Source organism: Nonlabens sp., assembly GCF_051251825.1.
Taxonomy (GTDB): Bacteria; Bacteroidota; Bacteroidia; order Flavobacteriales; family Flavobacteriaceae; genus Nonlabens.
Map to the genome: position 1 here is coordinate 375,362 of NZ_JBPOGG010000002.1, position 23,086 is coordinate 398,447.

21 protein-coding genes are annotated in these 23,086 nt (G+C 36.7%); 11 read left to right on the forward strand and 10 right to left on the reverse strand.

From position 1 onward, the window contains the following. Nucleotides 1-27 precede the first annotated feature (27 nt). A complete protein-coding gene (locus ACSHWW_RS04030) occupies nt 28-2,388 on the forward strand; it encodes a tetratricopeptide repeat-containing sensor histidine kinase (RefSeq protein ID WP_435681129.1) in 2,361 nt (786 codons plus the stop codon). 10 nt (nt 2,389-2,398) lie between these two features. Beyond that, nucleotides 2,399-3,133 carry a LytR/AlgR family response regulator transcription factor gene (locus ACSHWW_RS04035; protein ID WP_435681320.1) on the forward strand — a complete coding sequence of 245 codons (735 nt, stop codon included), beginning with the start codon at nt 2,399-2,401 and terminating at the stop codon, nt 3,131-3,133. A gap of 23 nt (nt 3,134-3,156) precedes the next feature. Here ACSHWW_RS04035 and murI read toward each other — a convergent pair whose 3' ends face one another. From murI to ACSHWW_RS04075, 8 genes are all read right to left on the reverse strand, one after another. Further along, nucleotides 3,157-3,945 carry a glutamate racemase gene (gene murI / locus ACSHWW_RS04040; RefSeq protein WP_435681130.1) on the reverse strand — a complete coding sequence of 263 codons (789 nt, stop codon included), beginning with the start codon at nt 3,943-3,945 and terminating at the stop codon, nt 3,157-3,159. 198 nt (nt 3,946-4,143) lie between these two features. Further along, complete coding sequence (locus ACSHWW_RS04045) at nt 4,144-4,674, reverse strand: OmpH family outer membrane protein (protein ID WP_435681131.1); 531 nt, start codon at nt 4,672-4,674, stop codon at nt 4,144-4,146. Between the two features lie 89 nt (nt 4,675-4,763). Continuing rightward, the gene (locus tag ACSHWW_RS04050) at nt 4,764-5,603 is read right to left on the reverse strand and encodes an OmpH family outer membrane protein (RefSeq protein WP_435681132.1); all 840 of its coding nucleotides are present in this window, start codon (nt 5,601-5,603) and stop codon (nt 4,764-4,766) included. 35 nt (nt 5,604-5,638) lie between these two features. Continuing rightward, on the reverse strand, nt 5,639-8,218 hold the full coding sequence (gene bamA, locus ACSHWW_RS04055; RefSeq protein ID WP_435681321.1) for an outer membrane protein assembly factor BamA: 2,580 nt from the start codon (nt 8,216-8,218) through the stop codon (nt 5,639-5,641). Between the two features lie 4 nt (nt 8,219-8,222). Then, entirely contained in the window at nt 8,223-8,957 is a 735-nt protein-coding gene (locus ACSHWW_RS04060; protein ID WP_435681133.1) for an isoprenyl transferase, read from the reverse strand. A 2-nt stretch (nt 8,958-8,959) separates the two neighbouring features. Next, nucleotides 8,960-9,640, reverse strand: coding sequence for a DUF6089 family protein (locus ACSHWW_RS04065; protein ID WP_435681134.1), 681 nt, complete (start codon nt 9,638-9,640; stop codon nt 8,960-8,962). 102 nt (nt 9,641-9,742) lie between these two features. After that, nucleotides 9,743-10,618 carry an NAD kinase gene (locus ACSHWW_RS04070; RefSeq protein ID WP_435681135.1) on the reverse strand — a complete coding sequence of 292 codons (876 nt, stop codon included), beginning with the start codon at nt 10,616-10,618 and terminating at the stop codon, nt 9,743-9,745. After that, entirely contained in the window at nt 10,618-11,274 is a 657-nt protein-coding gene (locus ACSHWW_RS04075) for a CBS domain-containing protein (protein ID WP_435681136.1), read from the reverse strand. Before ACSHWW_RS04075 ends, ACSHWW_RS04070 begins: the two co-directional genes overlap by 1 nt. Nucleotides 11,275-11,360: 86 nt before the next feature. Between ACSHWW_RS04075 and ACSHWW_RS04080 the strand changes: the two genes are divergently transcribed. The 8 genes from ACSHWW_RS04080 to clpX all read left to right on the forward strand — a co-directional run bounded on the left by ACSHWW_RS04080 (nt 11,361) and on the right by clpX (nt 19,740). Next, entirely contained in the window at nt 11,361-12,077 is a 717-nt protein-coding gene (locus tag ACSHWW_RS04080) for a pyridoxine 5'-phosphate synthase (RefSeq protein ID WP_435681137.1), read from the forward strand. Then, nucleotides 12,078-12,842 carry an alpha/beta fold hydrolase gene (locus tag ACSHWW_RS04085; RefSeq protein WP_435681138.1) on the forward strand — a complete coding sequence of 255 codons (765 nt, stop codon included), beginning with the start codon at nt 12,078-12,080 and terminating at the stop codon, nt 12,840-12,842. Nucleotides 12,843-12,942: 100 nt separating this feature from the next. Next, entirely contained in the window at nt 12,943-14,196 is a 1,254-nt protein-coding gene (locus ACSHWW_RS04090) for an OmpP1/FadL family transporter (RefSeq protein ID WP_435681139.1), read from the forward strand. Nucleotides 14,197-14,209: 13 nt separating this feature from the next. Then, complete coding sequence (locus tag ACSHWW_RS04095; RefSeq protein ID WP_435681140.1) at nt 14,210-15,718, forward strand: G-D-S-L family lipolytic protein; 1,509 nt, start codon at nt 14,210-14,212, stop codon at nt 15,716-15,718. 81 nt (nt 15,719-15,799) lie between these two features. After that, complete coding sequence (locus tag ACSHWW_RS04100) at nt 15,800-16,147, forward strand: phage holin family protein (protein ID WP_435681141.1); 348 nt, start codon at nt 15,800-15,802, stop codon at nt 16,145-16,147. A gap of 136 nt (nt 16,148-16,283) precedes the next feature. Then, nucleotides 16,284-17,612 (forward strand): trigger factor, encoded by a 1,329-nt coding sequence (gene tig, locus ACSHWW_RS04105; RefSeq protein WP_435681142.1) that lies wholly within the window; start codon nt 16,284-16,286, stop codon nt 17,610-17,612. Between the two features lie 141 nt (nt 17,613-17,753). Continuing rightward, nucleotides 17,754-18,428 carry an ATP-dependent Clp endopeptidase proteolytic subunit ClpP gene (gene clpP / locus ACSHWW_RS04110; protein ID WP_435681143.1) on the forward strand — a complete coding sequence of 225 codons (675 nt, stop codon included), beginning with the start codon at nt 17,754-17,756 and terminating at the stop codon, nt 18,426-18,428. A 70-nt stretch (nt 18,429-18,498) separates the two neighbouring features. After that, on the forward strand, nt 18,499-19,740 hold the full coding sequence (gene clpX / locus ACSHWW_RS04115; RefSeq protein ID WP_435681144.1) for an ATP-dependent Clp protease ATP-binding subunit ClpX: 1,242 nt from the start codon (nt 18,499-18,501) through the stop codon (nt 19,738-19,740). A gap of 186 nt (nt 19,741-19,926) precedes the next feature. On the opposite strand, the gene ACSHWW_RS04120 is transcribed toward clpX, so the two are convergent. Then, nucleotides 19,927-20,457 (reverse strand): hypothetical protein, encoded by a 531-nt coding sequence (locus ACSHWW_RS04120; protein WP_435681145.1) that lies wholly within the window; start codon nt 20,455-20,457, stop codon nt 19,927-19,929. A gap of 235 nt (nt 20,458-20,692) precedes the next feature. Next, nucleotides 20,693-22,222: a GH3 auxin-responsive promoter family protein gene (locus tag ACSHWW_RS04125; RefSeq protein ID WP_435681146.1), complete on the reverse strand. Its 1,530-nt coding sequence runs from the start codon at nt 22,220-22,222 to the stop codon at nt 20,693-20,695. Nucleotides 22,223-22,287: 65 nt separating this feature from the next. Here ACSHWW_RS04125 and ACSHWW_RS04130 point away from each other — a divergent pair, with 65 nt between their 5' ends. Next, nucleotides 22,288-23,082, forward strand: coding sequence for a DUF2797 domain-containing protein (locus ACSHWW_RS04130; protein WP_435681147.1), 795 nt, complete (start codon nt 22,288-22,290; stop codon nt 23,080-23,082). The last annotated feature ends 4 nt before the right edge of the window (nt 23,083-23,086 follow it).

The following is a 23,086-nucleotide window of genomic DNA, read 5'->3' on the forward strand; positions in this document are numbered from 1 at the left end:
ATGGTGCTTGAATCTATCTAACTTTTAATGCCTAAGTTTACAACCGAAATGAGAGCAATAATTCTATTTATCGTACTATTTATAAGTGGCGCAACAGCAGTTGTGGCGCAAAGCAATGAATCACGTAAATCTAGCGAGAGTACTACTATGGTGCTAGAAGGACGCGTGATTACTGACAAGCGTGAACCGGTGTCGGGCGTGAACATAGAAGGCCCTATGGGACGTTATGCCACGACTGATATTCAAGGGTACTTTAAAATCCCTGCAAACTTGGGTGATGAAATCATTATAAGAAGATCAGATTTTGAAACCGTTTATTATAAAATTAAAAGCAATGATGATATTGAGATTCAAGTTGTAAATGATGCATCTCAAAAAAATCAATTGAAATCCTTGAGCTATGAAACGCTGCTCGATAGCGCTCAGGTTTATCTTAAAAAAGACGCTCAGAAAACAGCCGATTTCCTCATCGCCGCACTATCAAATAATCCACGTGGATTAACAGCTGCAAAAGAAGCAAGAGCATATGAAAAACTAGGTGATCTATATCTATTTAATAAGCAAGCAGACCTAGCAATTACTAATTTTAAAGCCGCGATAAAATCCCAAGACACTCCACAACGTCAACTTAAACTAGCAGAATCTCTACAGAGCAACGGAAATTATCAAGAAGCGATCAAGACACTTGAGGCCATTTTTTCAACAAATAATACTTCAAGAAATAAAACCTTAAAAAAAACTAAGTCATCTAGTGGAACCTCAACAACTTTAGGTTTGACTCATCAACAAGTGATTAAAGCTTACACTACTTTAGGAAATGCTTATCAAAAAACTAATAATGCTGTTGAGTCACTTAAGTACTTTAAAATGGCTTTAAAGGTAGCGCAGGATCATAATTTAACATCATTAACTCCTGTTCTCAACACAAACATAGCAAATGCGTACAATCAAACTGGTCAAATCGCAACTGCAGATTCCTATTACAATGACGCTATTAATGAATCTAAAAACAACAGCGTTATCAGTAACGTAGCAACACAATCAGCAACCGCCGATTTCTATAATAGCAACCAGCAATATGAAAAGGAAATCGCATTGCGTAGAAGTAACATTGCACTTATAGATAAAGCAAAAGATGTAGAAAATTCTAGTTTTAAAATTGAAGCCGAAGCCGCGAGCGATGATATGGAACTCGCTGATGAAATTATGGCTGAAGAGGTAAGTGCTGGCATTATGGCACCAGTTTCAAACACTGCTCCTTATTCTAAACAAAAAGAGCAACTTAAAATCGCCGAGGCTTATAAGGCCACTAATAAATTTGCCGAAGCTATTGAGTCTTATGAAAGTAGTTTTAATGAAGCTAGCACAAATGAAGATCTAGACACTAAAAAGGAAGCTGCTCGCAATCTTGCAAAACTCTATCGTGAAAACGGCAACAATTCAAAATCCCTCAAGTATAACGAGATTTATATCGAGACCGTTGATCTTTTATATGCGCAAAAAGAACAAGAGATTGCAGTAAATACTCGCAAAGCTCAAGACCTACTCAATAGACAGACGCGCATTCTTACCCTAGAAAAAGATCGTGAACTCACTGAAAACAGAATGGCACTCGTTAACACAGAGCGTGAGTTAACGCAACAAGTTAACAATCGCCAGCGCTGGATTATTTACTCTCTTGCTGCGCTTACTTTATTATTGATCACGCTCGCCTATTTTATGTGGCGCAATAACCAGCAGCAGCGCATTAACAATCGACTGCTAGCGCTTAAATCATTGCGTAGTCAAATGAATCCTCATTTTATATTTAATGCACTTAACTCTGTAAATAGCTATATCGCTATGAATGATGAGCGTGCGGCAAATAAGTACCTGGCAGATTTTTCTAAACTCATGCGCAGTGTTCTTGAAAATTCTGAGCTGGATTTTATTCCTCTTTCTAAGGAAACAGAATTACTAGGGCTTTACCTTAAACTCGAGCACGAGCGTTTTAAGGACAAGTTTGATTATGAACTCATCATCGACCCATTACTAGAAGGAACTGCGTTACAAGTGCCGCCTATGTTACTGCAACCTATCATTGAAAATGCTGTGTGGCATGGATTGAGATATAAGGATGAGAAAGGCTTTTTGAAAGTAGCTTTCGCGAAAGCAGGAAATGAAATCCTGGTAACCATTACAGACAACGGAATTGGAAGAGCTAAGTCCGAGGATCTCAAGACAGATCACCAAAAGAAACGTGAAAGTAAAGGTCTAGGCAATGTGGAAAACAGGCTCGCACTACTCAATGAATTACACGATTGTCACATAGAAATGACTGTAAATGACGCTCATTTATCTCCAGATATAGGTACTGAAGTTGTCGTAAAAATGAATGTCCCAAGTTAACATACCGCTCATGAATTTAAAAGCCATAATCGTAGAAGACGAGCAAATCTCTAGAGAGATTCTTAAAAAATATTTATCAAAATACTGCCCTAACGTCACTGTTATAGGAGAAGCTACTAATGTAGATGAAGCGCTACAATTACTACGCAAAACAGACATAGATTTACTATTTCTAGATGTGGAAATGCCTTATGGGACAGCGTTTGACCTGCTGGATAAACTAGGGAATCGCGATTTTGAAACCATATTTGTAACAGCTTATGATCAGTATGCAAAAGAGGCGCTGAATCAACAGGCCGCTTATTATCTCTTAAAACCTATCGAGATAGATGAGCTTATTAAAGCGGTAGACATTGTAAAAAGTATTAAGGAACGTGAAGAAGAAGTTCATGTAGGTTTATCTGTAAAAGAGCAAGATGGTTCTCAATTACATGATAAAATCACTATTCCTACTCAAGAAGGTTTTGAAGTCATCCCAGTAAAGGATATCATCTACTGCACTGCCGACGATAATTATACGAATGTTTATCTCGCCAACTCACAAAAATTAGTTTCTAAAACCTTGAAACATTTTGACGATATGTTATCTGAAAAAGGGTTTTGTAGGATTCACAAATCACACTTGATTAACGCCTCTCATGTCACTGCATACAGAAAAGGAAAAGGTGGTAGTGTGATGTTAGGAGAAGTGGAGTTACCAGTAAGTCCTAGTCGTAAACTAGAATTGTTTAAATTTTTTAGTTAATAATTAGCTTGATTGTAGCTTATTTAAAAATCTAAGTAACTCACCTTACGGCTGTCAATTTCTTGGGTAAGAACATCTAGAACTTTTGGATTATGATTTGAATATAATTCGTGAGAACCCATTTCTTTTTGGGCATTTAATAAGTTGAATTCCTTCAAAATATGTAAGGTTTGCCGAGCTACGGCAGCACCGCTATCGATGATTTTAACTTTACTAGGCAATAGCTCTTGAAGCATATCTTTTATATATGGATAATGACTACAGCCCAATACGAGATAGTCTATTCCAGAAATCATAAAAGGCTCTGTAATTCCTACGAGTAAGTCTCGCATTTCTTCAGCATCTTTTTTTCCAGCTTCTATAAGTTCTACGATTCCCGTACCTACAATTTCTATAGTATTTACGTCTTTAGTAAAGGCTTTTTGAGTTTTATTGAATAGTTCACTGGTAAGCGTTCCTTGAGTTGCTAGAATTCCTATTTTCCCGGTCTTGCTATTTAACGCCGCAGGTTTAATAGCTGGTTCTATCCCTATGAAAGGAACATCATAGTGTTCTCTTAGATATGCTATACTATTAGTAGTAGCTGTATTACATGGAACAGCAATAAGTTTACAACCACGACTAAGTAGGTATTCTGTATTCTTAATGCATAGTTGTGTGATTTCTTCTTTAGGCTTGCGTCCATAAGGCGCATGAGCACTATCTGCTAGATAAATAGTATTCTCATGAGGTAAGAGTTGCACTACTTCTTTCCATACAGAAGTTCCGCCTACTCCACTATCAAAAAAACCTATAGGTTGCTTATTACTCATGAGATAAAGATACTATTCTTTAAAATACTAATAAGCTAATCATAGCGAACCCAACTGAACTTTAAAGAATTACTTTTGAGGTCTCGGCTCCGCTCGACCAGGCAATCCAATTGCTTTAAAACCAAAAATCTAATAACAAAAAGACACAAAAAAACCGCTTAGAACATCTAAGCGGTTTTGATATGTGTAACTCAATAATTACTGAGTGATACCTAATTCTTTCTTTACGTCTGGAGTGATGTCATAACCGTCAGCAAGGATTACTCCTGTACCTGTAGTTGAATCAAGAACGTAGTCAAAACCTTTTGCACGTGCTACTTTTTGAATTGCTTCACGTACTTTTTTGTATAAAGGCTTTAAAAGATCTGTTCTTTTTTGACCCATTGCTTGTTGAGAACTTTGGTAGTACTCTTCTAGTTTCTTTTGTCCAGCCATAAGCTCTTGGTAAGCACGTTGATTTTCTTCATCGCTACGTGTTTCGGCAAGGCTTTTTAATTGCTCAGCTTTAGATTGTAATTCTTTATCCATTTCACCTAGAGTTGCCTCATAAGTTTTTGCAAGATCTCTTAATTGCTTGTCTGCAGCTTTTGCTTGTGGCAATTGCTCTACAAGTTCTTGAGAAGCTACGTGACATACTTTACTCGCTGTTGCTTGTGCGTCAGCTGTATTCATTCCTATAGTTAGGAACATCACTACTACTGCTGTTATAAGTGTTTTTACTTGTTTCATTTTCTATTTATTAATTATTGTTTTGCTTTAATTTTTATGAATCGGGCTGCAAATATAGAGTTCTCAGACCATTATCTATAACTCTATGACTATTTTTGATTTGCTTTCTTCTTTGCTGCTCTTGCTTTTAAAATACTATCCTTCTTTCTTTCTCTAGCACTTATGATGCTGTCTCTACGCTTTTGAAATTGCTCTGCTCTTGCTACTTTAATAGAATCTCTAATTCTTAGTTTTTCTAATCGTGCCTTTTCTCTATCATTGATAAGAGTTTCTCTTGCTTCTTCTTTTTCCTCTACGCCTTCTGCTTCTTCAACAGACAGGTAACGTTCTTCTTTCTCTTGCTCTTTAATCTCTTCCTTAGTAGGTTCCTTCTTGTCTCCTCTATTTCTAGAATCCACCTTAGCAGTTCTACCTATTGCTTTTAAAACCTGGTCACTTAAATCGTGACGCTCTGCATTATATAACATCGCAGCTTCTGAACTGTCGAGTATGTAATCGTATTTTTTAAGACTACCTATTTTACGTATTTCATTAAAAACTTGATCTTGAACCGGTTGAATCAATTGTTCTTTTTGTAGAACAAAATCTCCTTGCGCTCCGAATCGTTTAGTCTGGTAAGCCAGCAACTCTTCTTCTTTAATTTTAATGTCTTCTTCCTTTTCTTCAATGAGCTCATTAGTAAGTAAAACACGCTCGTTTTGTAAAGCGTCTTTCATTTGTTTTACTTCTAGATTCATGCCATCAATCTCTTGCTTCCATTTATCCATCTTCTGCTCGAGTTGCTGGACTGCCTTTTGAAACTCAGGCACATTCTCTAGAATGTAATCCATATCAATGAATCCTACTCTTATACCTCTTGTGGTTTGCGCTTCCGCGAAAGCGAAACACATAAAGGCCATTATACTGATAATAAAAATCTTATTTTTCATAAGCTCAAAGTGTTTATAGAAAATATCGTGCCATTCTAGAATTGTTGCCCAATAATAAAGTGAACATTCCATCCACTTGGGTCATTGCTCAATGCTGATGGTACTTTATCAAATCCGTATCCAAAATCAATTCCTAATAATCCAAATGCTGGCATAAATATACGCAATCCTGCTCCTGCAGATCGCTGTACCTCAAATGGGTTATAATCTCTAAAATTACCATAACTACCAGCAGCCTCAGCAAATGAGAGTACATAAATAGATGCTGCTTGCTCTAGTGAAATAGGGTATCTTAATTCAAACGAGAATTTGTTATATACGGTATCACCGTCTGCATTTCTAGTTAAAGAAGAGTTATCATAACCACGCATTCTGATTATATCACGACCATCTAAAGAAAATGCACCTAATCCATCACCACCTACAAAGAAACGCTCAAATGGCACTACTCCTCGATCTTGATTATAAGCTCCTAAGAAACCAAATTCCGTATTAGTTTGTAATACCAATTTATCATATAATCTTGTGTACCACGTACCTTGAAATTTAACTTTATAGAATTCAAGGAATTTTAATCGTTCTCTATCTATTTTCTCTTGATCTGCAACTCCATTGCTCTGGAATTCTTCTTGATCACCTAGATTAGCATAATCTACACCATTAAATAATGAGTATGGTGGAGTAAGTTTTGCCGTTATAGAAAATGATGATCCATAAGTTGGGAAAATAGGGTTTACACCTACATTATTCCTACTCAAACCAACGGTATAAGCTAGATTATTTGCATATCCAGTATCAAAATCAAATAAAGCCGACTGATAGTTACGTACTGTATAACGTTGATAAGATAAGGCTTGAGAGAATTGGAAATAATTATCTGGCCACTCTAGACGTTTAGCAAATCCTACTGTTGCTCCAGTGATGTAGAATCGCTGGCTGCGATCTACCTCTCTAAAATTACGCTGGTTCACACGGAATTGCTCACTATGCGACAATGATACATTTAGAGAAACTGGCTTTTTACCACCTAACCATGGCTCTGTAAAGTTCAAGCTGTAGGTTCTAAAAATAGTACTCGCTTGCGCTCGTATAGCTAGCGTTTGTCCATCTCCCATAGGAACTGGCTGGTATGCTTCTCCATTAAATAAATTACGTAATGAGAAGTTGTTAAAACGCAATCCTAGCGTTCCTACAAATCCACCACCACCATAACCACCTTGTAGTTCAATCTGGCTAGCGCCAGCTTCTTCAAGCTCATACTCAACGTCAACAGTACCTTCTTGCTGGCTTACATTTTTAAGTTGTGGATTAATAGTCTCTGGATTAAAGAATCCTAACTGACCTAATTCACGTATAGAATTGATAATTTTTTGTCTTGAATATCTTTCTCCTGGTGTAGTTTGTAATACTCTGTAGATTACGTGATCATTTGTTCTAGTGTTTCCAGTAACTGTGATGTTATTAAAGAAAGCTTCTTCACCTTCTACTATACGTACTTCAAAGTCTATCGTGTCATTATAAACACGAGTTTCTACCGCGTTTACAGATGAGAATAGGTAACCGTTGTTTTGATACTGATTTGAAATATCATCAGAGTCTGGATCTTGTGGATTACTGATGCGGTCATAAAAAGCAACACCATTATATACATCGCCTTTATCAACTTTAAGAATGCGTCTCAGTTGCTCGTCTGTATAAACGGTATTTCCAACAAAGTCAATATTACCGAAGTAATACTTTCTTCCTTCTTCTACTTCAATGTCTAATGAGATTCTTTTATCATTATTTTTAATTAACGTATCACCTATAATACGTGCATCTCTAAAACCTTTTTCTTTATAAGCATCGAGTACAGAACTTAAATCTTCTTGATACTTCTCTTCCACATACTTAGAGCGCTTTAATATTCTGAAAACGTTGCGCTGCTTTGTATTTCTCATAGCCTTGCGCAGCTTTTTATCTTCAATGAGCTCATTTCCTGTAAAAGTGATAGCATCTATTTTCACTTTTTCACCTTTATCGATGTCGATTTTCATATCCACACGATTTGTACTCTGTGCAGCTGTGTCTTCAACTTCTCTTATTCTTACTAAAGCATCAGCATACAAGAATCCTTTTTCTTTGTACTTATTTTCTACAAAGTTACGTGTGTTAGTTACCAAATTTTCAGTCGCTTTACGACCACCAGTAAGTTTTAATTCTTCTCTAAGATCTTTTGCTTTACCTTCTTTAATTCCGGTAATATCGACGTTATTAAGATTAGGAACCTCAACAATGTTTAATTCAAGATTAATAAGCTCCATAGATCCTCCATCAGGATCTGGAACTACACTTGTTTTATAAAATCTAATATCACTGAAGAGTTTCAAGTCCCATAACTTCTTTACCACATCGCTCAATCGCTGTCCAGGAACATAGATTTCATCTCCTTTACGCAAACCGGTAAAAGCGATTACAGTATTTTCATTATAAGTTTGACTACCAGTAACGGTAATCTCTCCTAATTTATATTTTGTGGCGTTTCCTATAGGCGTATCTGCCTGTTGTGCCTTCATAGCAGTACTTAATAAAAATACCACTACTATAAGTAGCGAGTGTGCTAGCTTTCTTGTCATCATTCTATAATTGTTCACTCGTTTTACCGAATCTACGTTCTCGGTCTTGATAATTTCTCAATGCTTCAATAAGATGCTCTTTCCTGAAATCAGGCCAAAGCACCTCTGTAAAATAAAGCTCAGCATAAGCGATTTGCCATAACAAAAAGTTACTTATACGTTGCTCTCCACTTGTTCTTATTAATAAATCCACATCAGGCATGTAGTTGGTATATAACAAGCTATTAATTGTGTCTTCATTTATATTCTCTACTTCTATATCACCATCTTTAACTTTAGTGGCAACATTTTTAATTACTGTTATTAATTCTTCACGTGAACCATAACTCAATGCTAGAGTTAAATTCATGTGAGTATTATCCTGTGTTGCAGTAATTACTTCTTGAAGTTCCTTTTGCGCTGTTTTAGGTAGTAATTCTAAACTACCTACCGCTTTAAGCGAAATATTATTATTCTGTAATGTAGGAAGTTCTTTTTTAAGACTAGATACTAGTAACCTCATTAAAGTTTCTACTTCCATTCTAGGACGTTTCCAGTTCTCTGTACTAAATGCATAAAGAGTCAGGTGTTTAACACCTAGCTCTGCACAAGTCTCAACAGTTTCTCGTACTGCTTTTGCACCTTTTTCATGACCACGTACACGCATAAGGCCTTGCTTCTTTGCCCAGCGCCCATTACCATCCATAATCACAGCAATGTGCTGTGGAATATTCTGGTTATGTAATACGTTTGCTTCCATTTTTAAAAATTACAATAACATGGCTTCCTACCGAATGCATACGTTAACGTCACACCAGAGAAAACATACCAATCATTATTGTTAATATTTCCAAAACTTCCATTTGAAAAATCCTCATTGTTACTTCCATCCAGGTTATCTGTGAAAGTATATCTTACTCCTACTTCAACTCCTAGAACTAACTTAGGAGCAATATTTGATTTAATTCCTAGTATAAATGGCACTGCAATTCCTCTTGCGGTATCATCTTCTACTAACTGATTTGCAACTTGATCAAGTCTAAAGGCTTCATATTGAAAACCTGTTAAACCTGTATATAGATATGGAACTATATGCTGCTTTCCAGTGTAAAGTTCCCATTCCCAAAAGTTATATTCTATCCCTACACTTGCTTCAATAAGGTTGTAATTATACTTATAACCTCTTAAATCACGAGAAACATCATCGCTATCATTATCATCACCTACCATATTAGAAAATAATATGGAACCTCTAAAACTGTGGCGATCACTTCTATTCCATTTAAAAATAACACCAGCTGTTAAGTCTAAAGGGTCTATAAACTTAGTGCTTCCCACATCACCTACGATATTGCTACCGCCGGCAAATACTCCTAACTCATAGGTTTGCGCTTTCGCGAAAGCGAAACAAAAAAAGATACTAATAATAAATACTAACCGCATGAAAATTTTAAAACGTGCAAATATAACAATTCTGCTTACCCAACAGGAGTAAACACGCACGATTGTGCGTTAAGTAAAACAAGGTTTCTTTAAAATTATTGTTTAGTTGCGCTTATCTTCTCCCCAAAGTAGTTTGTGACGGATCGTTTTTATAAAACTCACGTGTTCTAATTCTATGAGATCTATGGTAAAATCTGCCTTACGGAGTGTTAATTCTGTCTCATCTGGATAGGAAGCAATGCGATTATCTAACGAGGCAAGAAATTCATTTTCTCTACCCATAACCTTAACAGTAATTACAGTATCGTCTGGAATCACAAGTGGTCTTGCATTTAGATTATGTGGAGCAATAGGTGTAATTACTAGCGCCTCAGTGTCTGGTGAGATAACTGGTCCACCACAACTTAGACTATATCCAGTAGATCCTGTAGGTGTAGAGACTATTAATCCGTCTGCCCAGTAAGATGTTAACAGTTCTCCATTAAGATGGGTTTCTATTTGTATCATACTGGTTGTGTTCATGCGACTCACCGTTACCTCGTTAAGAGCAAAGTTATCTGGCGCAAGGTGGTTTGTAGGATGATTTGACACTGCTGTAACTAAGCTGCGCTTACTTAATCGATATTTCCCTTTAAATAATAAATCAAAAGCTAGCTCTAATTCCTCAGATTGTAGCGTTGCTAAAAAACCTAATCGTCCAGTGTTTATTCCCATCACAGGAATATTAAGCTTACCTATATAGGAAACAGCTCTTAAAATCGTTCCATCACCACCTATACTTATCATTAAATCAAATGAAGCATCGAGATTTTCAAACGACTGCGCATGAGTTAAGTCTACCTGACCATTAATGAGTTTTTCATAATCTTTTTCAATGAAGACGTCACAAGAATGTGCAGCAAGTTGATCCAGCACTTCTTGAACTGTTTCCAGGCTATCCTCTTGCAGGTACTGACCATAAATTGCAATTTTCTTCATTATATGTTCAGATATTTATTGAGATAATCACTGCGTTCTTTTAGATTATCGAGATATGAATCTTCCTCGGCCGCGCTTACTACTTCATAGCTGTATCTTCTAAAAGTTTGAAGAATTTGATTCACATTTTCAGGACTCACTTTAATCGTAATTTGTGTTAAGTGATCTCTATAATTACTTATAAAACAACCATATAAATTAGAATCGTTTGACTCTACAATCTGTGTGATTTCACTAAAACTATAATCTGTAGTTCCTTTTTCAAGAACAATCACAGCTCCAGATTCATATAAAAATGGAGAGTCATTAAATAGCTGTAGAATATCCTTGAGCTCATAATAGCCTAGATACTTATTATCTATATCTAGAACTGGCATCACATTACAATCATGCTGTGCAAATGCCTCAAGTACGTCCAGCCAATGTGTGTCTTTTTTTACAAAGAAAGTGTCTAGTGCATACTTAACATCTTTTAAAGTACAACCAGACTCAAAACAATGCGCATCATTTTCAGAAACGCATCCTATGTACACCTCATTTTCCATTACGGGAAGATGAGAATAAGTCAATTGTGAGAATATATTTTGCGATACGGTAACCGCATCAGTCACCTGAAGTGGTTTAACGTCATTAATAATGTATTGATGAATATTCATTAAAAGCGCTTTTTATGCAAATTAAACATTTCTGTGATTACTCGTTGCGATGATTCCTTTGTATTTTTGAATCTCAATAAAATCTTATGACAGCACTTAGTGTAAATGTTAATAAAATCGCCACTTTGCGTAACGCTCGTGGTGGAAATGTGCCAGACTTGATTCAGTGTTCATTAGACATAGAACGTTTTGGCGCGCAAGGTATTACTATTCATCCACGACCAGATGAAAGACACATCAAGTATCAAGATGCTCGTGACCTTAAAAAAGTCATTCAAACAGAACTTAATATAGAAGGTAACCCTAACGAGAAGTTTATCGCGCTGGTAGATGAAGTACAACCAGCACAAGTAACTCTAGTTCCAGATGCTGTAGATGCGATTACTTCAAACGCTGGATGGGACACGATCAAACATGAGGCATATCTTACTAAAATCGTAAAACACTTTAAAGATCAAGGAATAAGAACGAGCATTTTTGTAGATCCTACACCTCAAATGGTAGAAGGCGCTGCAAAAACTGGTGTAGATCGCATAGAACTCTATACCGAAGCATATGCCCATGGTTATCCTACAAATAAAGAAGCTGCCGTTGCTCCTTATATAATAGCTGCAAAAAAAGCTATCGAGCTAGGACTAGGAATAAATGCTGGGCACGATTTATCTCTAGAAAACATGAGGTATTTTAAAGATCAAGTACCTGGATTGCTAGAAGTTTCTATAGGACACGCGCTTATTTCTGAAAGTCTATATATGGGACTAGAAAATGTAGTGAATATGTATAAAGCAAGACTTACCGACTAGATGTTACATTCAATCATATTAGGAGAAGGAAAACCGTTTGTGATACTTCACGGTTTTCTAGGCATGGCCGATAATTGGAAAACGCTGGGAAAGCACTGGAGTGAAAACGGCTATCAAGTGCACCTCATCGACCAGCGAAATCATGGTCGCAGTTTACATAGTGAAGAGTTCAGTTATGAATTACTCGCTCAAGACATTAAAGATTATTGCACTGAGCACCATTTAGAGAACATCTACCTACTAGGTCATTCTATGGGTGGAAAAGTAGCTATGAAAGTAGCCGCAGATTTCCCTCATCTCATCGAGAGATTAGTCATTGCAGACATCGCTCCTAAAGAATATGCACCTCACCACAGTGATATCATAAATGGATTAAAATCTTTGGATTTTGACACCATTACTAATCGTAGTCAAGCAGATGAGCAGCTCGCATTGCGCATTCCTGACTTTGGGACACGACAGTTTCTTTTAAAGAGTTTGTATCGTGTCGATAAGAAACGATTTGGCTGGAGATTTAACCTAGACGTACTGGGAAATAGCCAGAAAATGATTGGTTTTCAAGATGCTATCCATGAGCAAATCCAAATTCCTACACTATTTGTAAGAGGTGGCAACTCGGGTTATATTAACGATAACGATTTAGTTATTATTGAGCACGCTTTCGCGAAAGCGGACTTAAAAACAATCCCTAATGCTGGACACTGGTTACATGCCGAACAACCTGAATTATTCTATAAAACCGTTACTAAATTTCTTGAAGAATAAATACTATGCAAGCATAATAATTACGAAAACGCTTGCGTAACTGGTTTAAAATATTAAATTTGAATCAATTAAACCCCAATTTTTTAATAACAAACTGATTATGAACAAATTAAAAGCTTTAGCAGTGCTTCTTTTGATTTCTACAATGGCTTATGCTGGTGGATATCGTGTAAGTACACAGAGTAATAGACAGTTAGCAATGGGACACACTGGTGTTGCCGTAGTTAATAGCGCTGATATTCTCTTTTTCAATCCTGCCGGGATCGTCCACTTAGAAAATAAATTAAATTTTAGTGCTGGTGGATTCGGTGTAATATCAAGCGTAGCTTACCAAAACTCAGAATTTGGAACTAGTGCCGAAACAGATAGTCCGACTGGAACTCCTGTTTATGCCTATGGAACTTATAAAATCAATGAAAAACTTGCTGTTGGTCTTGGGATTTACACACCTTTTGGTAGTAATGTAACTTGGGATACAAACTGGGCTGGTTCTCATTTAGTAAATGAAATTGAGTTAAGCGCTATTTTTATTCAACCTACTGTTGCTTATCAATTATTTGATAGTGTAAGTATAGGTGGAGGACCGATCATCGCTATAGGTGGAGTTTCTTTTAATAGAAACGCAGGTCGTTCTTTAACAAATGAACAAGGTGAACGTTCTAACGTTGCTATTGAAGACTCAGGAGTTCTTGCTTATGGATGGACTGCTGGTTTAATGTTTACACCTAATGATCGTTTTTCTTTAGGATTTAACTACCGCTCTCTTATTGATATAGAAAGTACTGAAGGAACTGCAACATTTACAAATTTCCCTAACTCTAGTTTAACACCTGATAATGGTGATACTGGATTTACAGCAACTCTTCCTTTACCAGCAGAAATTACTGTAGGTCTTAGTTATAAATTTAATGACAAGCTATTACTTGCGTTTGACTACAATCGTGCTCTATGGAGTGAATATGAAAGTTTAGATTTAGTTTTTGAAAACGGTTCTACTTCTATCAACCCTAGAAACTATAAGGACTCTTCAACTTGGAGATTAGGTGCTCAATACATGGCTACAGATAATTTAACGGTAAGAGCTGGATGGTATTATGATGAATCTCCTGTACAATCTGGATATTTTGCTCCAGAGACTCCACGTAACGATTCTATAGGATACACTTTTGGACTTTCTTACCAAGTTAATTCTAAACTTGCGATTGATGCATCTTTCCTTTACTTAAGATTTAAAGAAATAAATGAATCATATGATTTCTTTACAGATCCAGGATCAACGACTCCTTCAAGTTTTGGCGGAACATATAAATCACAAGCGCTTATTCCTGGAATAGGAGTAACATATAGCATGTAATAAAACAACAATGATGAAAAAATTTAATTTAAAATATATAGGACTTTTTATTGCAGCAGCTGCAATAGTAAGTTGTGATGTAGAGTTTGAAAACCCTATTGACGAAGCTGGAGCATTTTCTTCAGGTGAAGCAGATTTTTCAAATTACGTAGCAGTAGGTAATTCATTAACATCTGGTTATGCAGATGGTGCTCTTTACCTAGACGCTCAATTACAATCTTTTCCAGCGATAATCGCTGGACAAATGGAAAACGCAGGTGGTGGCGAATTTATTCAACCACTTGTAAATGATAATGCTGGTGGATTACTTGCTGCTGGAGTTCAAATTTTACCTAACAGATTCGTATTAGCATCTGACGGAATGGGTGCTCCTGCAGGACCTGCTGTATATACAGGTCAAGCTCCAACTACTGATATTACTAATACAGTAACTGGAAAGTTAAATAACTATGGTGTTCCTGGTGCAAAGAGTTTTCATTTAGGAGCTCCTGGATATGGTAACATCGCTGGAGTAGCACTAGGTCAAGCAAATCCTTATTATGTGCGTTTTGCAACTAGTGGAACTTCTACAGTAATAGCAGATGCTGCTGCAGCTAACCCTAGTTTCTTTACCTTATGGATAGGAAACAATGATGTGCTGTCTTTTGCTACTTCTGGTGGTGTAGGTGTTGATCAAACTGGAAACCTTAATCCTGCAACCTATGGTAGTAATGACATTACAGACCCTAACGTATTTGCAAGTGTAGTTTCTGGATATGTAACTGCATTAACAGCAAACGGAGCAAAAGGAGCTTTAATTAACATCGCTGATGTTACTTCAATTCCTTTCTTCACAACTGTACCTTCAAATGCAATCCCACTTGATGCTGCAACTGCTGGAGCTGTAATGGCAAATCCTACTATACAACAGTATAATGGTGGTTTACAAGTAGCTGCTGGCGCTGGATTAATTACTCCTGCTGAGGCTGCATTAAGAACCATTAATTTCGTTGCTGGGCAGAACTACATGTTGATGGAAGATGAAGATCTTACAGATTTATCTGGATTAGGACTTCCTAGCTTGAGACAAACTAATGATACTGATCTCATCACTTTTACTAGTGCAACGGTTATAGGTACGACAGTAGGTGGAAATCCTCAATTAATAAGAGGAGTATCTGTACCACTTGAAGATCAGAACGTATTAACAGCGACTGAGCAAGCTTTAATTAGTGCAGCTCAAGCTTCATATAATGCAACTCTAGAAGCTCTTGCTGGTGCAAATGGACTAGCGTTTATTGATGCTAAAGCAGCTCTTGCACAAGTAGCAAATGGTGGCGTTTCTTTTAACGGTGGAGTTCTTACTTCTACTTATGCTAGTGGTGGTGCTTTTTCTCTTGATGGAGTTCACCCTACACCACGTGGATATGCTTTAACAGCAAATGCTATCATAGACGGAATTAACGCACAGTATGGAGCAAACGTTCCTAATGTGGATATAGGTGCTTACCGCTCTATTCAAACGAGCGATACTGTAAACTAATTACAGATTTTTAAATTATTAAAATCCGCCTTGGGAATACTGAGGCGGATTTTTCTATTTTTACCTTTTTAAAATCCTACTATGAAATTTATACTTAAACTTTTGATTACTGCTATAATAGTAGTCGTACTCTCTGAAATTTTACCAGGAGTAACTACTGATGGATATCTAAGTGCCATTCTTGTTGCTCTGTCACTGTCACTATTAAATTTTATAGTACGTCCTATTCTTGTGATCCTAACCTTACCAGTGACTATACTTACACTAGGGATCTTTTTACTTATCATTAATGCGATCATCATACTACTAGCAGATTGGCTCGTTGCAGGATTTGAAGTGGATGGTTTTCTGTGGGCATTTATATTTGCTCTATTACTAGCCATTGTAAGGTCCATACTATTCAAGCTACTGGATAAAGATAAAGACTAGCTCAAGTAAGCAGTCTCTTAGAGACCATACTTTTAAAATCAAGTTAAACAATTGCTTAATAGGACTTACATTTCCTAAAGCGCTTGCTTACACGTAAAATAATGAGTAATTTTGCACCCCAATTTTAACAACACTTATGAACATCAAGCGCACTGACATAGACGCACTTAACGCGACGCTAACTCTAACTGTTGAGAAAGCAGATTATATATTTACAGTAGATAAATTACTGAAAGATTACCGCAAGACAGCAAATATTCCTGGTTTTAGAAAAGGACAAGTTCCTGCTAGCTTAATCAATAAAAAATACCGCACTCCTATTCTAGTGGATGAGGTAAATAAAATCATTCAGAAACAATTGAATGAATACATCACTAAAGAGAAATTAGAGCTTTTAGGAAATCCATTACCTAGACCACAGGAAGATATCAACTGGGATGCAGACGACTTTACCTTTGAATTTGAACTAGGTCTTGCACCACAGTTTGAAGTAGATCTAAAATCTAAAAAAGCCATCACGCACTACGAAATCAAAACTGATGATGATACATTAAATCGTCAGATCGATCGTATCCGTGAACAATATGGAAAACTTATTGCTAAGGATACTGTAGCTGAAGGTGATCAAATCACTGGTGTGTTCCGTAATGATGATGAAGGCATCAATAGCGATGCTACTTTTAAAACTGACAAAATCAAAGGAAAAACAAACCTTAAGAAATTTGTAGGTAGTAAAGTAGGTGATACTTTAGACTTAAAAACTAAAGGACTTTTTGAAGACGATCACGATTTGATGAACTTCTTAAAAGTAGAGCACGATAAAGCACACGGACTAGACATTAAAGTAACTTTTGAAATCACTGAAGTAAACGAGCGCGAGCTTGCAGAGTTGAATCAAGAGTTCTTTGATAAACTATTTGGTCCTGGAGTAGTTTCTAGTAAAGAAGAATTAATGGAACGTTTAAGAGAAGACGCTGGTCGTCAGTTTGCTCAACAAACTGATCAAAAGTTACTCACTGACGTTACTGAAGGACTTATAGAGAATACTAAATTTGACCTTCCAGCAGACTTCCTTAAAAGGTGGATTGCAAACTCTGGAGAAAAAGAATTAACTGCCGAAGAAGCTGCTGCTGAGTACGACCGTTCTGAAAAAGGATTGCGTTACCAGTTAATAGAAGCAAAAGTCCTAAAAGACAATCCAGACCTTCAATTAAAATTTGAAGAGTTACAAGATTATTCTCGCACTCAAATTAAAGCTCAAATGGCTCAATATGGTCATACTGACGCTACAGATGAAGAAGTGGATGGAGTTGTTGCACGTATCATGCAAAACCAAGATGAGGTGAAGAGAATGAGCGAGCAGTTACAAAATGAAAAAATGCTACAGTTCTTTAAAGACAATTCTAAACTCAAGAAAAAAGAATTGACTTATGAAGAATTCATTAAAGAAGCTTATGAGTCATAATCCTGTTTTCTACTTAAAATAGAAAACACTTCCTTCCTAACGGTAAGGATTGAGGATGGGCTTAATTATTATTATCTTTAAGGCGTTAACTTTATCAAATGGTTAACGCCTTTTTTACCTATTAAAAAGTAATATTACCACATGGATATATCTAAAGAATTTGAAAAATTTGCCGTAAAAGATCAAGGTGTCAACCCGATGTATTACGATAAAATAATGGGTAGCATGTACCCGACTAATCTTACTCCTAATATTATTGAAGAACGCCAGATGAATATCGCCATCTTTGACGTGTTCTCTCGTTTAATGATGGATCGCATCATCTTTATGGGAACTGGAGTAAACGATCAGGTAGCAAACATTATACAAGCACAACTGCTTTTCTTAGAAAGTACTGATGCTAACAAGGACATACAAATCTACATCAACTCACCAGGTGGTAGCGTTTATGCCGGTTTAGGTATTTATGACACCATGCAGTTTATCAAACCAGACGTTGCAACGATTTGCACAGGAATGGCTGCTAGTATGGGAGCTGTATTACTTTGTGCAGGAGCAGACGGGAAACGTAGTGCCTTACCTCACAGTCGTGTGATGATTCACCAAGTGTCTAGTGGTGCACAAGGACAGGCTAGCGATATTGAGATAACCGCTCGTGAGATTGTGAAATTAAGAGAAGAATTATACACCATCATTGCTAAGCATTCTAAGCAAACTTATGAAAAGGTCTATGCCGACTCAGATCGTGATTACTGGATGAAAGCTGCCGAAGCAAAAGAATACGGTATGATTGATGAAGTATTAACTCGTGACTAGTAAATAAGGTTTTTATGTTCCCGCTTTCGCGAAAGCGTTATTAAAATCATATTACTACAAACCATAAATTATGAGTAAAGAACAACTGGAATGCAGTTTCTGCGGTCGCAATAAGGCCGATACCAATTTGCTAATTGCTGGACTCGACGCGCACATATGTGATCGTTGTATCGAGCAGGCGCATGGAATCGTACTAGAAGATGTGAAGAAAGAAGATGAAGCTGGCCTTACTAACGCTGAGTTAAAATTACGCAAGCCACAGGACATTAAAACATTTCTAGACGAGTATATCATAGGACAAGAGTTTACTAAAAAAGTAATGTCTGTTGCGGTATATAATCACTATAAAAGATTATTACAACCTGCCAGTGATGATGATGTGGAGATTCAAAAATCTAACATTCTCATGGTAGGACAAACCGGTACTGGAAAAACGCTTATTGCCAAAACTATTGCACGCATGCTTAACGTACCGCTTGCCATAGTAGATGCTACCGTTCTTACTGAAGCTGGTTATGTAGGTGAAGATGTAGAAAGTATCTTAACACGTCTCTTACAAGCTGCAGATTATAACCTAGAAAAAGCACAAACCGGAATCGTTTTCATAGATGAGATTGATAAAATTGCTCGCAAGAGTGATAATCCTTCCATTACTAGAGATGTGTCTGGTGAAGGTGTACAACAAGGACTCCTTAAATTACTGGAAGGAACTGTAGTAAACGTGCCGCCTAAAGGTGGACGCAAGCATCCTGACCAGAAGTTTATTGAGGTGAATACAGAGAATATCTTATTTATCGCCGGTGGAGCATTTGATGGTATAGAAAAAGTGATCCGTAAGCGATTGAATATGCAAGCGGTAGGTTTTAGCGCTAGTATGTCTAATGATGATGTAAAAGATCAAGATAACATCTTGAAATACATCATTCCTAAAGATGTGAAAGATTTTGGGATGATTCCTGAAATTATAGGTCGCCTTCCTGTTTTAACACACATGGATCCACTTGACGCTGGAACTTTACGCGCGATACTAACAGAGCCTAAAAACGCTATTATCAAGCAATACACAAAGCTGTTTGGCATGGATGATATCACATTCACCATTACAGATGGAGCCCTAGAGTACATTGTTGATAAAGCGATTGAATACAAATTAGGTGCTCGTGGATTACGTTCTCTCTGTGAAGCGATATTTACAGACGCGATGTTTGAACTACCTAGTAGTGACGACAAAGAATTCAGAGTTACAAAAACTTATGCCGAGTCTAAACTTGATAAAAGTGGTATTAAAAAGCAGTTGAAAGCTGTGGTTTAAACACAACTCGATTTATAGTAAAAAACCTCATCGTTTGATGAGGTTTTTTTGTATTGTGACTTTACACTTATTTGCCGCGCGCGTTAATTATGCGAGTGGATAAAACTTGAATTTGTAATGCGGTCAACGTAATTAATCATATGAGAATAGTAATAATTCTTTTCATAAGATTAAAGATTGATTATATTATTGAGTAAAAGTTGAGTCAAAGCGACCATTAGTTATGTTGTATGAAAAGCCATTTTCGTCAATAATAATGAATGAAAATTCAGCTGACATAATATTATTTGTTGTGTCCAATCGGTTAAACTTTATTGTTCCATCATTACCTTGTGTTGTAAATGCACCAGTAGTTTGATTATTATATGATATTTCAGCATAAAACTCATTTGAGGTAAAATCATTCAAATCGTTAAAAATCAACGGCGTTATTTCCTTTTCAATAGAACCTAAATTTATTTGCCTTAATCCTAAAACTTCATCTCTTGCAGTTATCCCAAAAGTGTATTCACCATCTACCAATTGATAAAAACAGTTGAAGTTACCGCTGTTATTTACGAATGGCTCACCATTTACTAAACAACCAAATGTTCCAGCACCAGTCTGGGTAATGGGTGGTAAACAGTCTATTCCTTGACAATTACTATCATCATCTTTCTCACAAGAAATTGTGCATAGTAACATAAGTGCGCACAAGCACATATTTAGTGATTTCATAAGATTATATTTTAATCAACTAGTTAGGGGAGAATTTACTAGTCGTTGATATTATAAAGGTATAAGACTTTCCTGGGCAAATTGTGAAAGAATTGTTAATCACAAATAAATTTAACTTAAACCTAAATACAAGGTATTGATTTTGAAATAGTTAATACAACAGCTATTTAGAATGTTTAACTTTAAAATAACATTGATAACAAAATATTAAACACTAAATCACTAATGGAAAAGTCTATAGTTTTTGAATTTGCGACTGCAATCGCAGCAACTCTTCCATATAATCTCGAGAATTACTTAATCTAGGAATTTTATGTTGTCCGCCTAGTTTGTCTTTTTCTTTGAGCCAGTTGTAGAATAAATCGGGTGGTGCGTCGTGTATTCTCAGTTCTGTAAGTGTGATGTTATTAGCTCGTTTTGCTTCATAGTCTGAGTTGACTTGTTGTAATTCTTGATCCAGTGTGCGAGCAAATTGATGTAAGTCGGCAGGTTTGTGGTTGAACTCGATCATCCATTCATGAGCTCCTTTTTCTTTTCCTTGCATGAATACTGGAGCAACGGTATAATCTTTTATACTACATGGAACTTCATGCATGGCTTTTTTAAGTGCAGCCTCTGCATTTTCAATAATCAGTTCTTCTCCAAAAACATTGATATGGTGCTTCGTCCTACCAGTCACTTTAATGTGATAAGGTGCTGTAGTTGTAAAACGTACCGTATCGCCAACTTTGTAGCGCCATAATCCGCCATTTGTGGTGATGACGATAGCATAGTTCTCTCCTACCTCAACTTGGTCTAGAGTAATAATTTTCTCGTCTGGTGTTCCATAAGTTTTCATAGGAATGAACTCATAGAAAATTCCATAATCCAGCATTAATAACAATTCCTTGTTATCATTACTATCTTGTATGGCAAAGAATCCTTCACTCGCATTATAGGTTTCATAATATTTTATGCGATCACTAGGCAACAGCTTTTTATACTGATCTATATAGGGATCAAAGCTCACGCCACCATGGAAAAACACTTCCATATCGGGCCATATTTCTAGAATATTATCTTTTCCTGTAGTTTCCAGTACATTGTTAAGCAATACCATCATCCAGGATGGAACACCTGCAAGACTGGTTACTTTTTCATTAATGGTTTCTCTTACTATAGCTGGCATCTTGGTTTCCCAGTCTGCCATTAGTGCTACATCATTTCCAGGCGTCGAACTATAATCTGCCCAAAAAGGCATGTTATCAATTAGAATCGAACTCAAATCTCCTGCACTGGTTCCTGCAATTTTATCTAACTTTTTACTTCCACCTAATCGTAATCCTTTACCCGTAAATAGTTGAGAGTCTGGATTGTTATTGAGGTACATGCACAGTAAATCCTTAGACGCGGCATAATGGCAATCTTCTAGCGATTCTTTACTTACAGGAATGAACTTACTACGACTGCTCGTAGTTCCACTGCTCATGGCAAACCACTTGATAGGTGTAGGCCAGAATATATTATTTTCTCCTTGCTTACAGCGCTCAATATCATCTTGAACATCATCATAATTTCCTATAGGGACACGATTTGCAAAATCTCTGTAGGACTTCACATCTGCAAAGCCGTATTTTTTCCCTATTTCAGTATGACGTGCAAAACTGATCATGTCCATCAATAAATTGTTCTGTAATTCTTGTGGATGCTTCATAAAAAGCTCCATATCGTGAATGCGCTTCTTTAGAAACCAGGATACTACAGAATTGATTAACGGTATCGCCATAAAGCTGAAAAAACTTGGGTATTTTTACCCTACTAAAATACTACTAAAAAAATAAAAAAGCGATTATGCTGGTGACTGGAACCTTACGTAAAATGCAGACTGAACTTCAAGAAACCGTTCAATATTATTGGGTTTTTAAGGACAACTTCATTCATGTGAATCAGTTACTGGATAAAAAAATCCATATCAAGCATGTGGCAAACGAGTGCATGAACTGCGGTCTGGATAAAAAGATATGGCGTCAGGGATTTTGTTACGATTGTTTTACCAGTTCTCCTCAAGCCGGCGACTGGATCATGAAACCCGAGTTGAGCCGTGCACACTTAGATGAAGAAGATCGCGATCTGGAATATGAAAAGAAAGTACAGCTCAAACCGCACATTGTTTATCTCGCAAATTCTAGTAACGTAAAGGTAGGTGTCACACGCAAGACTCAAGTTCCTACGCGATGGATCGATCAAGGTGCTCACGAGGCGATTGCCATTCTAGAAACTCCTAATCGCTACCTAGCCGGAATTGCTGAGGTGGCACTCAAGGATCACGTAGCAGACAAGACCAACTGGAGAAAAATGCTGACTAATGATATTGAAGATGTTGATTTGTTACGCTTTCGCGAAAGCATAATTAAACACATCCCTGCCGAAGCAAAAGAATTTATTCTGGATCCCAAAGATGAAACTCACATCCATTTTCCTGTTTTACAATATCCTGCTAAAGTAAAAACGGTCAACCTCTCTAAAACACCAGAACACAGTGGTGTTGTGAAAGGAATTAAAGGTCAATATCTCATTTTTGAAGATGGGCAAGTGATGAATGTGCGCAGTCATGAAGGTTATGTGGTTGATTTAACGGTTACGTAATAGA

Bases quoted from the DNA above. Each gene is read 5' to 3' on its own strand.
- ACSHWW_RS04030 (WP_435681129.1), top strand. From the start codon at position 28: ATGCCTAAGTTTACAACCGAAATGAGAGCAATAATTCTATTTATCGTA.
- ACSHWW_RS04035 (WP_435681320.1), top strand. From the start codon at position 2,399: ATGAATTTAAAAGCCATAATCGTAGAAGACGAGCAAATCTCTAGAGAG.
- murI (WP_435681130.1), bottom strand. From the start codon at position 3,945: ATGAGTAATAAGCAACCTATAGGTTTTTTTGATAGTGGAGTAGGCGGA.
- ACSHWW_RS04045 (WP_435681131.1), bottom strand. From the start codon at position 4,674: ATGAAACAAGTAAAAACACTTATAACAGCAGTAGTAGTGATGTTCCTA.
- ACSHWW_RS04050 (WP_435681132.1), bottom strand. From the start codon at position 5,603: ATGAAAAATAAGATTTTTATTATCAGTATAATGGCCTTTATGTGTTTC.
- bamA (WP_435681321.1), bottom strand. From the start codon at position 8,218: ATGACAAGAAAGCTAGCACACTCGCTACTTATAGTAGTGGTATTTTTA.
- ACSHWW_RS04060 (WP_435681133.1), bottom strand. From the start codon at position 8,957: ATGGAAGCAAACGTATTACATAACCAGAATATTCCACAGCACATTGCT.
- ACSHWW_RS04065 (WP_435681134.1), bottom strand. From the start codon at position 9,640: ATGCGGTTAGTATTTATTATTAGTATCTTTTTTTGTTTCGCTTTCGCG.
- ACSHWW_RS04070 (WP_435681135.1), bottom strand. From the start codon at position 10,618: ATGAAGAAAATTGCAATTTATGGTCAGTACCTGCAAGAGGATAGCCTG.
- ACSHWW_RS04075 (WP_435681136.1), bottom strand. From the start codon at position 11,274: ATGAATATTCATCAATACATTATTAATGACGTTAAACCACTTCAGGTG.
- ACSHWW_RS04080 (WP_435681137.1), top strand. From the start codon at position 11,361: ATGACAGCACTTAGTGTAAATGTTAATAAAATCGCCACTTTGCGTAAC.
- ACSHWW_RS04085 (WP_435681138.1), top strand. From the start codon at position 12,078: ATGTTACATTCAATCATATTAGGAGAAGGAAAACCGTTTGTGATACTT.
- ACSHWW_RS04090 (WP_435681139.1), top strand. From the start codon at position 12,943: ATGAACAAATTAAAAGCTTTAGCAGTGCTTCTTTTGATTTCTACAATG.
- ACSHWW_RS04095 (WP_435681140.1), top strand. From the start codon at position 14,210: ATGAAAAAATTTAATTTAAAATATATAGGACTTTTTATTGCAGCAGCT.
- ACSHWW_RS04100 (WP_435681141.1), top strand. From the start codon at position 15,800: ATGAAATTTATACTTAAACTTTTGATTACTGCTATAATAGTAGTCGTA.
- tig (WP_435681142.1), top strand. From the start codon at position 16,284: ATGAACATCAAGCGCACTGACATAGACGCACTTAACGCGACGCTAACT.
- clpP (WP_435681143.1), top strand. From the start codon at position 17,754: ATGGATATATCTAAAGAATTTGAAAAATTTGCCGTAAAAGATCAAGGT.
- clpX (WP_435681144.1), top strand. From the start codon at position 18,499: ATGAGTAAAGAACAACTGGAATGCAGTTTCTGCGGTCGCAATAAGGCC.
- ACSHWW_RS04120 (WP_435681145.1), bottom strand. From the start codon at position 20,457: ATGAAATCACTAAATATGTGCTTGTGCGCACTTATGTTACTATGCACA.
- ACSHWW_RS04125 (WP_435681146.1), bottom strand. From the start codon at position 22,222: ATGGCGATACCGTTAATCAATTCTGTAGTATCCTGGTTTCTAAAGAAG.
- ACSHWW_RS04130 (WP_435681147.1), top strand. From the start codon at position 22,288: ATGCTGGTGACTGGAACCTTACGTAAAATGCAGACTGAACTTCAAGAA.